This is a genomic window from Flavobacterium sp. YO12 (assembly GCF_004119495.1).
Classification (GTDB): Bacteria; Bacteroidota; Bacteroidia; order Flavobacteriales; family Flavobacteriaceae; genus Flavobacterium.
In genome coordinates, this window is record NZ_NRQU01000056.1 from 1 (window position 1) to 13,882 (window position 13,882).

The window sequence follows — 13,882 nt, forward strand, 5'->3', positions numbered from 1 at the left end:
GTCATTCAGTTTAGAAATTAAAATATCATGGTTAATAGTATCATAGAATTTCTCTAGATCAATTTTTAAATAAAACTTTTCTTCAGAGGTTTCTCGAAGAAACTTCTTTATATCTTTGATATAGTTGTTTGGAAGTTTTCTGTTTACACTATTTTCAAACATAGCATGAAGAATTTCCTTGATGACAAGTAAGACCATTTTGTCTCTTACAGTAGGAATAGAAATCATGCGAGGAACTTTGTTTCTTCCTTTTAATTTTAGGATTTCTAAATAGGGAGAAAATTTGTAATTTCCTGATAGAACTTTTTCAATAATTTGATTAAGATTTTCTTCTAAATTTGATTCAAAATGTTGAACAGACGTCTTATCAATTCCTTTAGATTTTGACTTTCTAATTTTTGAAAAAAAAAGATTTTTTAAATATTCAAGATCAAAATATTGATTTATATCCATATAATTTGTTTTTCGTTATTTATGTTTGTACTATGCATTAGAGTAAAAATATAATTTTTTTTGAAATAACTTTTTCTATGGATTTCTATTTCTTGGAAAGAAATTTACTTTACCAAAAGTATCAAATTATGAATCTAAATAATTACGTATTTTTACCTGTTTTGTTAAATAAAAAAACAGCCCTTCAAATAGAGAGCTGTCCTAATGCAAATTTTTTTAATTTTGCATTCCTAAAAATGCGTACAGTTTTTGGTAATCACTAAAATGAAGACTAAAACGCAGGTTATTCGTTTATAGTATCTCCTTCTTTAGTTTCTTCGCTGGCAATTTTTACCAGTTTATCTTTTGGATTTAAATCACCGAATATTTCGATTTTATCGTCGATTTCTCTACCTTTTTTTACGTTAACTCTTGTTGCTTTGTGATTAAGTACTTTGATTACAAAAACGCCTTCGGCTGCATTTACCACCGCTGATTTTGGAACTACAAATGTGCTGTCTTTTGCATTTAATGGTAGTAAAACTTCGGCAACCATTCCGGGTAATAAATTTCCTTTTGTGTTGTGAACGTCCATTTCTACACGTTCAGAACGTAGTTTTAAATCTAAAGCACCAGACATTCTTGTAATTTTAGCGGTAAAAGTATCAGGAAGAGACTTTACATTAAAACTCATTTCTTCACCATTGTGTAAATATCCTGTGTATAATTCTGGAACAGAAACTGCCAAACGCAATTTACTTTGTTCCTGAATCGTTAATAACGGTAAATCTGAACCTTTTCCTGCCGGCCCGACAAATGTTCCTAAATTGACATTTCTGGCTGCTACAACACCATCAAAAGGAGCACGAATTTCAAGATATCCTCTCATAATTGCGACTTCTTTATGCGCCGCAATTGCCGCTTGTAATTGTGCGTAATCAGAGTTCTTTTTTCCGCTTGCCATTTCAAGATCGTTTTTAGAAATCGTTCCTTCAACTTTGCTTGTTTCGTACAAACGATTGTAAGTGCTTTTGCTTGTAGCATAAATGGCTTCCATCGATTTTAATCTCGATTCGGCTGCAGCCAATTGCGAACTGATTTCTGGTGCTTCAAGTACAATTAAAAGCTGTCCTTTTGTAACTTTAGAACCAATATCGACTTTTAGCGTTTTTACAAAACTGCTCACTTTTGCATATAAATCTACTTGCTGGAAACCTGTTAATTCAGCAGGTAAACGCAGTTCAGTAGTCAGCTTTTCTTTTTCTAAAAGAAACGTTTCTGTTTTAGGTTCGATTTCTGCCGCAGCGGTTTCTTCTTTTTTTGAATTACAGCTGTTCAGGAAAAATAATGCTGCAAAAAACAGCGGGCTATATTTTATAATTTTAGTGTTCATTTTTTGGTTTTATATGATTATTGCCTTGTTTTATAAAAAAGCGTAAAGGATAAAAGTTATCGAAGTTTTTTCACCACGATTAGACTTTAAGACTTTCGACTTTCGACTTTCCAACTTTATGACTTTATGACTTTCGGCTTATTTAATGATGAGATATAATGGATGCTTTCTTCGTCTTCTGGATCTAAAGAAACAGATTGTGTCGATGCTTTTTCTTGTGCCCAGGCAAATATTTGCGGCAGAATTAATAGTACGGCAAAAGTCGAGAATAATAAACCGCCAATAACTGCACGCCCTAACGGAGAAACCTGATCGCCTCCTTCGCCATGACCAATTGCCATTGGTAACATTCCCGCAATCATCGCAACGGATGTCATAATAATTGGACGAAGGCGCAGTGCTGCAGCTTCACGCGCTGATTCTAATGCGTTGCCGTTTATTTTTCGCAATTGTTCTGCATTGGTAACCAATAAAACAGCATTTGCAATCGAAACTCCTACAGACATAATAATTCCCATATAAGACTGTAAATTTAAAGTTGAGCCTGTTAATGTCAGCATAATTAAGGCTCCTAAAACCACCGCAGGAACTGTTGTTAAAATAACCAGCGATACTTTGAATGACTGGAAATTAGCGGCCAACATTAAGAAGATTACAAAAATGGCAACCAATAATCCTACTTGCAAACTGCTTAATGTTTCTTCCAATACTTTACTTAAACCAATAGGATTAATGAACAAACCACGAGGAAGTTCTCCTAAAGATTTAATTGTTACAGAAACATCTTTCGCTGCCGTCCCCAAATCGGTTTGATTGATGTTTGCTGTAACTGTAATGTATGGCATTGCCCCTAAATTGTCATTTTCACCGCTTACAAAGCCGGGTGTAATTTTTGCAACGTCGCTCAAAACAGGACGAAGCGAATTTTTTAATAACGGAATTTCTCCCATATCCGTTTTACTTTTCATTTGATTCAATGGTACTTGAACCTGAACGTTGTAGGATAATCCGGCTCTTTCATCAACCCACATATTTTTTTCGGTATATCGAGATGATGAAGTCGAAGCCACAAGAGAACGTGAAATATCATTCATATCTACTCCAAGTTCTGCAGCACGCGTTCTGTCAATATCAATATTCATTGCTGGATAATGAATAGGCTGACCAATTTGTACGTCTCTGAAATACGAAATCGCTTTTAGTTTATCGACAATTTGATTGGCGTATAATTCATTTCGTTTTTTGTCTTTTCCTGCAATTCTAATTTCAATAGGAGTAGGAGAACCTTGGCTTAATACTTTATCCGTTAACTCGATTGGTTCAAAAGAAACTTTAGTGTCTGGCAGTACTTTTTTAAGTCGTGCTCTAAAGTCATCTTTAAAATCATCCATATCAACGTGATAATCTTTTAAACTTACCTGAAAAACGGCTTCATGCGAGCCAGCCATGAATAAATAAATTGGATTAATAGAGAATAAAGACGGATGCTGCCCTACATAAACAGAAGAAATTCCGATATGCTCTGGTCCAACTATTTTTTTCAATTCTTTTAAAACAATTACGGCTTGTTCCTCTGTTCGTTCCAAACGCGTTCCGTCTGGAGCACGAAGTCTTAATTGAAACTGACTTGAATTTACTTTTGGAAAAACATCTTTTCCAATAAAAGTAAGTAACACAATAGCTAAAACTGTTGCAGAAACCAGATAAACAATACTCGTTGCTTTTTTATGAACAAACAATCGATCTAGAGTTCTCATAAAACGGACTCTAAAACGCTCAAAAGCACTTATTTTTCCGTCTTGATTGGTATCTTCTCTTTCAACCATTACTTTTTTCTGGCTGATTAAATCTTTTTCAGATTCTGGTGTTAAACCGCAGGCATTAAATTCGGCTTCATCATCTGTAATTTCTGGCGTGTGCTCATGTTTTGGATGTGCTTTCATTAACCAGTTTGCCATTACGGGCACAAATGTCTGCGAAAGCAAAAATGAAATTACCATCGAGAATCCAATGGCTAAAGCCAAAGGCAAGAATAAAGCTCCTGGAATACCAACCATTGTAAATGCTGGCGCAAAAACGGCAAGAATACAAAGCAAGATCAATAATTTCGGCAATGCAATTTCTTGACACGCATCCCAAATGGCAAGTGCTTTTGGTTTTCCCATATCGAGATGCTGGTGAATGTTTTCGATTGTAACCGTACTTTCATCAACCAAAATTCCAATTGCCAGCGCCAATCCGCTTAAAGACATTAAGTTGATAGTTTGTCCGAACAATTTCAAGAATAAAACTCCCGAAATAATCGAAATAGGAATGGTTAAGATTACAATTAATGCGGCACGTTTATCTCCAAGGAATAATAAAACCATTAAACCCGTTAAAACAGCTCCAATAATTCCTTCGGTAATTAAACTTTTAACGGAATTGATTACATAAACAGATTGATCAAATTCATAAGATAATTTTACATCTTCGGGTAATGTACTTTGAATCTTTGGAAGTTCAGCTTTTAATTTCTGAACCACATCCCAAGTCGAAGCGTCTCCCGCTTTTGCAATACTAATATAAACTGAGCGTTTTCCGTTTACTAATGCATAACCTTGCGTAATATCGGCACCATCTTTTACGGTGGCAACATCGCCTAATTTTAAGTTTTGAACGCTTCCTTTAAATAACGGAATGTTTTCAAAATCTTTAACTTCTTTAATTGTATTGTTAGTTGGTGTAATATAGTTTTTATCGCCCATTCTCACGTTTCCAGAAGGAGCCGTTTGATTGTTAACACGAATCGCTTCTACAATTTGATCGGGTGTCATATTGTGCGAACGCAATAAATCTGGATCAACGTTTACCTCAATTGTTCGTGGGCTTCCGCCGAATGGTGCCGGCGATAATAAACCTGGAATCGAAGTAAACGAAGCACGAACATAAACGTTGGCTAAATCCTGTAATTCGTTATTTGATCTGATTTTACTGCTCAAAACCAATTGACCAATTGGCAGTGAAGAAGCATCAAAACGAATGATAAACGGAGGCTGTGTTCCGGGAGGAAATGCCGCTTGAATCCTGTTCGAAAGTGAACTTAATTCGGCTGCAGCCTGCGCCATATTTGTGTTTTCATAATAGGTTAATTTCATAATCATTAACCCTTGAATATTTTTGGTTTCTACTGATTTTACACCATTGGCAAAAGGCAGAATGTTGACATAAGTCTTGGCAAAATAAGCTTCCATTTGGTCTGGAGTATAACCTCCAAAGGGATGCGCAATATAAATAACCGGCAAGTTCATTTTTGGCAGAATATCTACCTTAATGTCTTTGATGGCACCAATTCCGAAGAAAAATAGACCCGCAACCAATACTAATATGGAGATGGGTTTGCGGAGTGCAAAACGTATTAAATTCATTAGGATCTATAATTAAAATTCATTTATAAATAAGTCAAAATTGCCCGTTGCAGCCACTTTCAATAAATACGACTGCCATACATTATTGTTGACAATATCTCGGTCGATTTCGGCACGGTTTAAAGTGTAAATTGTTTGCGTCAAATCTGTTAAATCGGTTAAGCCGTTTTTGTATAAAGTCGATTTTTGAATGTAAGCTCTTTTTGCCGCATCGACCTGAATAGGAGCTTCGACATAATTATCCATGGTAATTTTGATCTTATCTTCGGCAAATGTCAATTGCGATTTCAATTCTCTATCAGCCTGATTGTATTCTTCCTGCAAAGCTTGCGAAACAAATTTTTGAGCGCTTACTTGTTTGCTTGATCTAAAAGGAGTTGTTAAATTCCATGTAATTCCAATTCCAACCAAATAATTACTGCGATCTGGATTTACGCCATCCCAATAATTTCTGCTGAAAGCATGTTGATCTGTTGCATAACTATTCTCAAATCCTGAAGCTCTGGTTTGCAAAACACCAAAAGCACTCATAGTTGGATAATAAAAGCGTTTGTATAATTTTACCTGTTGATTGCTGTAATCGATTTTAGTTTTATAGAATTGCAACAAAGGATGAAGACTGTCTGTTGCAGTGTTTTCTTTTACAAGTTCTTTTGGAATTTGAGTTACAAAAAGCGTGTCTGCAACAAAATCCTGAGGCGCAACACCCATTAAATCGACCAATTTATTATTCTGTTCTTTCACGAAATTCTTTGCAAGATTCAAAGCAATTTTAGCTTTCGAAACTTCGGCAGTTGCTAATGTTGAATCTACGCCGGCTAATAATCCGTTTTTAACCCTTGCAACAGCTGTTTTTTTGAAAACCTCTGCACGGCTTAAATTCTTTTGCTGCGAAATCAATAATCTTTGGCTTGCTAATAGATTTAAATAAGCGGCAGAAATTTTGATTTCCTGTTGGAATTTTTCCTGTTCTAAATCTTTTTCCTTGGCCTGAACATCAATTTTAGACAGGTTGATTTTTTCCTGTGTTTTTCCAAAAGTGAAAAAATCCCAGTTCATGTTGACCAAATAAAGTGCTCCAAATGCCGAATTCCAGTTTTGTTGCGGAAGCGGTAGTCCAGACGAAGCAACTCCAAGTCCTCCAAAACCATAAAGCGGTCCGTTTTGCCCGTTTACAGTTCCGTAATCTTGCTGAGCCGATAAATTCAAGTTAGGCAGATAATCACGACGAGATTGTTTTAAAGTCTCTTTTGAAGCATTCGTGTAATTGTTTTTTGCTCGAATCGAACCGTAGTTTTCAAGCCCTGTTTTTATCGCTTCTTTTAAAGACAAGGTTTGAGAGTAACCGATCGAGGCAAAAATCAAGAAAAATAATAAAGTAATTTTTTTGAAATACATAAACTCAAGTGTGAAATTATAGAACAAATTTATTTACCTTGAACTGATAAAAGTCAGGTTAAGTGATGTACTGCAATTATAAATGACAAATTCAATTGGTCATTTTTACGAAATAATAATTAAAATTTTGTCCGTACTTTGTATCCAATTTAAGTTTTAAAAATGAACGAGAAGTTTGACAGTATAGTGGATAATAAATGGTGGCAGGAAATTGCCGTCGTCGCTTTTTCTTTTACCATTTATACGTTAAAAAACGATTGGATGTTGTTTAGTTCTATGGCATCCATTTTAATGGGGATTTTTTTCTATCTGATTCTTTACCTGCACGCCCAGTTTAATCGTTTTTTTCTTCTTCCAATATTATTTAAAACCCGTCGACCAGTTACCTATATATTATTAACGCTTTTTGGAGTTGTCGTTTTCTCAATCGTTTTGTATGAGATTACAACTTTAGATATGTTTAATAATTGTCGTTTATATCAAAATTCGCATCAACGAAGTTATGTTTATCAACTCGCAAGCGTTTTGGGAACATTAGTTTGTATTTTAAGTCCAATTATTGTTTTCAAATTTTATAGAATTCATAAAAGAAGAACGGATGAAGCATTGCTTTTTAATCAAATGCAGTTGAACTCTTTAAAAGGACAATTGAATCCGCATTTCTTATTTAATACTTTCAATACGCTTTACGGAATTAGTCTGGAGTTTCCTGATAGAACGCCGGATTTAATTATGAAGGTTTCGCAATTAATGCGTTATCAGCTTGAAAGTAATAGTAAACAATGTGTGTCTTTAGAAGATGAACTGGAGTTTATAAACAGCTATGTGCAGCTCGAAAAAGAACGAGTAGGGTATCGTTGTGATGTTACTTACGATTGCAAAATCGATAATGAGAATGCCTATAAAATCTCGCCAATGCTTTTAATTGCTTTTATCGAAAATGCATTTAAACATGGTACCTGCGCCATTGAAAAGTGTTTCGTAAGGATTTTTATTACGGTCGAAAAAGGAGATCTTCATCTGCATGTAGTAAATTCTATTCCAACGAAGAAAACTGATGTTGTTTCAACCAAAATTGGTTTAAAAAACACAATCGAAAGGCTGAATTTGATTTATGGAAAAAACTATAAACTCGATATTCAGGAAGAAAAGAATACGTATATAGTCGATTTGAAACTGCAGCTGAAAAAGTTTGTGTAATGAAAGATCCAAAAAAGTGTATAATTGTTGATGATGAGCCGGCAGCACATTATGTTTTGGCGAATTATATTAAGCAGAATCCGCAATTAGAATTGGTTTTTCAAGGTTATAACGGCATTGAAGCGATGGACTTTTTAAGAGAAAACAAAGTCGATTTGATGTTTCTAGATATCAATATGCCCGAAATTTCTGGAATGGAATTGCTCAAAATAATTCCGAATCATCCTAAAACTATTTTAACAACTGCTTATTCTGAATTTGCACTGGAAAGTTATGATTATGGAGTAATTGATTATTTGCTGAAGCCTATTTATTTTCCGAGATTTCTAAAAGCAGTTGAACGCTTTTTCTCTACAGAAAATATAAAAGGAAAAGAAGAAGAGATTGTTATTGATACTCTAAATGTAAAAGTTGACGGTTATTTTATTGATATAGAATTAGATCAGCTTTTGTTTGCGCAGAGTTTTGGAAACTACGTAAAACTGCATACTCAAAAGCGAACTTATTTAGCTTCAATCACAACAACAGAACTTGAAAAATGCCTGCCGGAAAAGAATTTTATACGAATACATAAATCTTACATTGTGGCTTTGGATAAAGTGGACAGTACTGAAAAAGATTTTGTTAGGATTAAAAATGAAAGGCTTCCAATAGGCATTACTTATAAGAGAGAACTTTCAGATCGTTTAAAAAAGTAAAAATTGTTAATAATATTTTGTTTAAAGTTTGATTAAAAGTAGTAATTTTAATACGGTTATATTATGGCTTTTTAATTTGAAACTGAGGAAGTATGAAGAATGTTTTGCTTGTAATGCTCTTTTTGTACAGCGGTTTATTGATTGCTCAGAATGGATTGTCTGAAAACAAGATTGTGACACCGCCAGAAAAAGTGTTGTTTACTTTTCAAAAGGAATATCCAAATAAAGAAGCAGTTTGGTCACTCAATTATGTTGGAGATGATGATGATGAAATTAGATATGAAGCTAAATTTAATACTGATAAGAATATTAAAGCTCTTGCGATTTATGATAATTTAGGAATACTAAAAGCATTTGAACAGCAAATTCCGTTAAGTCAATTGCCGTTGAAGGCACAAAACTATCTGAAGAAAAATTATCAGTCAAAAGCAATAAAAGAAATTGCGGTAGTTGTAGACTATAAAAATGTAACGACCTATGAAGTTGGAGTAGAAAAAGAGCGAAAATTTTATGATCTTGTTTTTGATAAAAACGGAGGTTTTGATGTGAGCATCGAAAAAAACTAAAATGTTTACTTACTAATTCAATTATATTTAGAACGACAAACCCGATAAGATTTTAAAGCTTATCGGGTTTTGTTTTTTAGATTAATTAAAAGACTGAACAGTTTTACAATTAATTTAGAGTTGTGAGTTAAACTACAAATTCATACCGCCAGAAACCTCAATTCGTTGTGCGTTTACCCAGCGTGCCTCCTCGGTGCATAAAAAAGCAACTACTGCGCCAATATCGTCCGGCAGACCAACTCTTCCTAAAGCCGTTACGCTCGCTATATTTTTATTTAATTGCTCGTTATCACGAACCGCGCCGCCGCCAAAATCGGTTTCTATAGCACCGGGAGCGACCACATTTACTTTAATTTTTCTTTCGCCTAATTCTTTCGCCTGATACTTAGTTAAGGTTTCAACGGCCCCTTTCATAGATGCGTATGCTGCATAACCAGGAAATGAAAATCTTGTTAAGCCAGTTGAAATATTTACGATTCCGCCTCCGTCGTTCATTATATTCAGTGCTTTTTGAGTTAAGAAAAAAGGACCTTTAAACTGAATATTGGTCAATTGATCAAATTCAGCTTCTGTTGTGCCAATAAATGAATTGTGAATTCCAATTCCAGCATTGTTTACCAAGAAATCAAATTGATCAGTTTTGAAAGTGCTTTTTAAAGCAGTCTGTACTTCTTTAAAAAAAGCATCAAAACTTGCATTATCTGCAACGTTTAGTTGAAGAGAAGCAGCTTTTTGACCTAAATTTTCGATTTCTTTTACAACCAAGTCAGCTTCATCTTTTTTGCTGTTGTAAGTTATAATTACATCGATTCCTTTTTTTGCAATTGCGATTGCCATGTTTTTTCCTAAACCTCTGCTTCCGCCTGTAACCAAAGCTATTTTTGTTTGTATTGCCATTTTTATATTTGTTTTAAATTGATACTGCAAAGATAGGAGCGGGGCAGATTTGGAGAATTGTAAATATCAAATCGATGTTTGCAAAATTCAAATCAAAAAAGTAATTTCTAATTTTTTAAGTTCCAAACTTGAAACGTGAAACACAACAACTAACTCCTAAAAGCCAAAGGCGTTAAAGAAGTTTGCTTTTTAAAGAAATTAGAAAAATGAGCTAATTCTTCAAAACCAAGCGAATAGGCAATTTCAGAAACATTCCAGTCTGTTTGTTTTAAAAGGATTTTGGCTTCGTTTGTTAATCGCGTACTGATTAATTCAGTTGTGGTTTTTCCTGTGCTTTCTTTTAAAACCTTATTTAAATGATTTACATGTACAGATAGTCGTGCGGCAAAGTCTTTTGCAGTTCTTAACTCTAATCGTTGATGCGGGGATTCTATAGGAAATTGCCTTTCTAATAATTCAGCAAATAATGACGAAACTCGTGCAGCAGAATTGTGCTTAGAATAAAGAGCCGAAATGGGTTGTAATTTTTGACCAAAATGAATCAATTCAGCAACATAATTTCGGATTAAATCATATTTGTAAATATAATCAGAGTTGATTTCTTTTTGTATTTTGTTGAAAATCAATTCAGCTTCTGAAACTTCTTCGTCTGAAAGCTGAAAAATAGGATAACCGTCTGAAGCAAAAATTGGAAGTTCGTCAAGATCAATTCCACTTTTGTTTTTAGATAGAAATTCGCTGGTAAAAACACAAAACTGTCCTGATTGATTGGTGTCTTGTGGAAGGTAATTGTATGGAATTTTGGGTGTTGCAAATAATAAACCCTGTTTTTCGATATCGATTATTTTGTCGGCATATTCAGCCCTGTTATTCCCTTTTATTAAACTTATTTTGTAATAAGCTCTTCTGTCATAAGGCATAACCGATTTTCCCTGCAAACGTTCTAAAAGTTCTTTAATGTCAAAAACATTAAAATGTCCAATTTCTTTTTGAATATCATTTGGCAGCAGCGAAGCAGGATTCACATTTGAACCTTCGGTAATATCCTGATAAAATGAATCTAGGGTTTTCATATCGTGATGAATTGCGAAATTCAAATATACGAAAAATAAGTTTCGTGAACTTAACCGCGAAGAGCGCAAGGTTTTTCGCAAGGTTCGCAAAACATACACGCATTTTATGTCATTTCGAGGAACGAGAAATCACACGCGGGATTGGGGAAAGATTAAAAATTACTGAATAATTAAAAAAGACTTCCCTGTACAAACTCAGGTTCTGGATTACTTCCAAAAGGAAAAGCATCAATTACAAAAAACTGTTTTGCTTTTGGATCAAATTCTCTAAGAACAATCTCATTACATTCAAATTGAAGATCAATTTCTGTAAATAGTTCAGAAGCAATTTTAAGATTTTCTGGAGTTAATCTTCTTCCTATTGATAAATGCGGATTATCACTTTTCTTAAGATTTAATGACTTTAATGTTTCATGAATTTTTTTCATGATGGGCACAAGATTGTTTTTTGAATCTTTGGTTACGCCAATAAAAAAAGCACCGCTATTTGGGAAAGAATCAAAATGATCTAATGATACTTTAAAAGGCGTAAAAGTGTCAGAAATTTTAGAAAGCTTTTGTTTGATTGAATCCAATTGAGATTCATCAATTTTGAATTCGCAAATTGTAATGTGCGCTTCAGAATTACAGCTGTTATACCATTCGATTTTACTTCTTAAAAAGTCTTTTAACTTTTTAACGGGCTCAATTATTGATTTAGAATAAAATACAACTGAATACGTTTTTTCCATTTTGAGGCTTTAAATTATTACAAATTTATAGCTTTCCTTTTAAATGTAATCGATGGAGAATTTCAGATTTTAATAAACCGCTTCCTCCTCCAAAATGCTCAATTACTTCAACTTCGGGTTGTTTTTTTAAGCAAAAAGAAGTGAATTCTTTCTCGATATGGTTTTCGATTCCAGAACTTAAAAGTACAATGTCGATTTTGTGATTTAGAAAGTACTCCTGAGCTTCTTTTTCATTATTGAAGGCGATAGCATTCCAATTTTCATCGGCATTTACGAGACGAAGCAAAATAGCTAGAATTTCTTCGTTTTTACCCAAAAGCAAGAATTCGAGAGTTTTCATAATCTTTTATTTAGATAACAAATTTACGAGTATAAAGGTAATGGTAACTTAATCTAGGACAAGAAATCAGCTTGTATATTAGTTTATTACGTATTTTTTATTTAGAATTCGTACTTATTTTTAATTACAACATTGTGAAGCACAATGTACTAGGATTTGTTAACATAAAAATAACGTAAAATAGTACAAAAATGAGGAAACCCGTAATGAAATCTGAAAAGACGGCTGTAGATTTGTCTTATAGAAATACCAAGATTATTTTTTATTTTTCTATGATTAAACTGTTTTTGGAGAAACTTTTTAAAGGAAAATTAAGCACATTCATTTGTGTGGACTGCATTGTATAAATTTGCAATAATACAATACTGTATAATTTTCTTAAGGTTTTTAGATTTGGTTATTTAGTTAATCATATCTAAAAACCTTTTTTTATTAAAGCAGTCCATTGCTTTTAAGCCATTCTGCGCAGTCTTTAGTCCAATATTTACTAGTGTCTTGTACGCCTAATCCAAAACCATGTCCTCCTTTTTCGTATAAATGTAACTCTGCTGCAACATTATTCTTTTTAAGGGCTAAATAATAATTAATACTGTTTTCTGGTAATACTGATTTGTCATCTGTAGCATGAATTAAGAAAGCTGGCGGTGTTTGAGGAGTAACTTTTTTTTCATTAGAAAAAGTATTTATAAGATCCTGTGAAGGATTATTTCCTAATAAATTGGTTTGTGAGCCTTTGTGAGTTATTTGATTTTCCATTGAAATTACGGGATAAATAAGAAGCGAAAAATCAGGACGTGCACTTGTTTTAAAAGAGGATTCGTATACTTTGTCATCATAATGCGTAGACAAGGTTGAAGCCAAATGCCCGCCTGCAGAAAAGCCCATTATTCCAATTTTTTTCGGATCAATATTCCATTTTGTAGCATTTTGACGTACGTAACGCATCGCTTCTTGCGCATCTTGAAGCGGACCTATATTTTTATTTTTCATTATCAAATCGCTAGGAAGACGATATTTTAATACAAAAGCTGTAATTCCTAAACTGTTGAGCCAAGCTGCTACTTTGGTTCCTTCTTTATCGATCGCCAAATGCGAATAACCGCCGCCGGGAAGAATAATTACAGCAGTATGATCAGGATTGCTTACAGCGGGAAAAAAGGCTGTAATAGTAGGTGTTGAAACTAAGCTTGTGCTTTGAATAACTCCGTTTTTAAAATCTGGTTTTTCTTTATAATCAGAAGATTTTATTTCATCAGGAATTTGCTCCCAAAGATTTATAGTTTGATTTTGTGCCGATGTTGAAGCTAAGTTTCCAAGTATTAAAATCATAAAAAATGCAGCTTTTTTGAAATATTGTTTTTTTTTGCTTTTCACGGTAAATAGAGTTGTTTAGGATTAATTTTAAGAGAACAGACAGATTAAGAATGTTAAATTTCATCAAAACTTAAATAATTAAAACCAAAATTGAAACATTCTGTTTTTCAGCGGACAATTTTGATGCCAAAAACAGGTTATTTTTGCATGCTCGCAATTAACAAATATATTGTTTAATATTTAATTTAGTAGTCATTTTTTTAAGTGATGTGTTTATTTATGCGACAAATATAAATTTTTATATAATTTATTTGGAATATAAAGATTTAAAACTATATTTGTGCAATCGATTACATTATTTTCGTTTGTTTGTTTTGGATTCTTGATTTTGATCTTTCGAATTTTACTTAATAGTGTGTTGATTTTCCAAAAA

Annotated in this window: 12 protein-coding genes; 3 read left to right on the forward strand and 9 right to left on the reverse strand. The window is 33.4% G+C overall.

Annotated elements, in window-relative coordinates; genetic code table 11:
- From BOW55_RS16060 to BOW55_RS16075, 4 genes are all read right to left on the reverse strand, one after another.
- Nucleotides 1–453 (reverse strand): reverse transcriptase domain-containing protein (locus BOW55_RS16060; protein WP_206733614.1); only part of this gene is annotated, 453 nt, incomplete at its 3' end.
- 283 nt (nucleotides 454–736) lie between these two features.
- Nucleotides 737–1,825: an efflux RND transporter periplasmic adaptor subunit gene (locus tag BOW55_RS16065; protein WP_129024938.1), complete on the reverse strand. Its 1,089-nt coding sequence runs from the start codon at nucleotides 1,823–1,825 to the stop codon at nucleotides 737–739.
- A gap of 116 nt (nucleotides 1,826–1,941) precedes the next feature.
- Nucleotides 1,942–5,232, reverse strand: coding sequence for an efflux RND transporter permease subunit (locus BOW55_RS16070; RefSeq protein WP_129024939.1), 3,291 nt, complete (start codon nucleotides 5,230–5,232; stop codon nucleotides 1,942–1,944).
- Between the two features lie 12 nt (nucleotides 5,233–5,244).
- Nucleotides 5,245–6,630, reverse strand: coding sequence for a TolC family protein (locus BOW55_RS16075; protein WP_129024940.1), 1,386 nt, complete (start codon nucleotides 6,628–6,630; stop codon nucleotides 5,245–5,247).
- Between the two features lie 162 nt (nucleotides 6,631–6,792).
- On the opposite strand from BOW55_RS16075, the gene BOW55_RS16080 reads away from it, so the two are divergent.
- From BOW55_RS16080 to BOW55_RS16090, 3 genes are all read left to right on the forward strand, one after another.
- The gene (locus BOW55_RS16080; protein WP_089054061.1) at nucleotides 6,793–7,830 is read left to right on the forward strand and encodes a sensor histidine kinase; all 1,038 of its coding nucleotides are present in this window, start codon (nucleotides 6,793–6,795) and stop codon (nucleotides 7,828–7,830) included.
- Nucleotides 7,830–8,528, forward strand: coding sequence for a LytTR family DNA-binding domain-containing protein (locus tag BOW55_RS16085; protein ID WP_129024941.1), 699 nt, complete (start codon nucleotides 7,830–7,832; stop codon nucleotides 8,526–8,528). Before BOW55_RS16080 ends, BOW55_RS16085 begins: the two co-directional genes overlap by 1 nt.
- 92 nt (nucleotides 8,529–8,620) lie before the next feature.
- Entirely contained in the window at nucleotides 8,621–9,094 is a 474-nt protein-coding gene (locus tag BOW55_RS16090; protein ID WP_129024942.1) for a PepSY-like domain-containing protein, read from the forward strand.
- A 132-nt stretch (nucleotides 9,095–9,226) separates the two neighbouring features.
- On the opposite strand, the gene BOW55_RS16095 is transcribed toward BOW55_RS16090, so the two are convergent.
- From BOW55_RS16095 to BOW55_RS16115, 5 genes are all read right to left on the reverse strand, one after another.
- Nucleotides 9,227–9,991, reverse strand: coding sequence for an SDR family NAD(P)-dependent oxidoreductase (locus tag BOW55_RS16095; RefSeq protein WP_129024943.1), 765 nt, complete (start codon nucleotides 9,989–9,991; stop codon nucleotides 9,227–9,229).
- Nucleotides 9,992–10,140: 149 nt separating this feature from the next.
- Entirely contained in the window at nucleotides 10,141–11,064 is a 924-nt protein-coding gene (locus tag BOW55_RS16100) for an AraC family transcriptional regulator (protein ID WP_129024944.1), read from the reverse strand.
- Nucleotides 11,065–11,234: 170 nt separating this feature from the next.
- Entirely contained in the window at nucleotides 11,235–11,795 is a 561-nt protein-coding gene (locus BOW55_RS16105) for a 2'-5' RNA ligase family protein (RefSeq protein WP_129024945.1), read from the reverse strand.
- Between the two features lie 25 nt (nucleotides 11,796–11,820).
- The gene (locus BOW55_RS16110; RefSeq protein ID WP_089058561.1) at nucleotides 11,821–12,135 is read right to left on the reverse strand and encodes a hypothetical protein; all 315 of its coding nucleotides are present in this window, start codon (nucleotides 12,133–12,135) and stop codon (nucleotides 11,821–11,823) included.
- Nucleotides 12,136–12,567: 432 nt separating this feature from the next.
- The gene (locus tag BOW55_RS16115) at nucleotides 12,568–13,464 is read right to left on the reverse strand and encodes an alpha/beta hydrolase (protein ID WP_129024946.1); all 897 of its coding nucleotides are present in this window, start codon (nucleotides 13,462–13,464) and stop codon (nucleotides 12,568–12,570) included.
- Nucleotides 13,465–13,882: the final 418 nt, after the last annotated feature.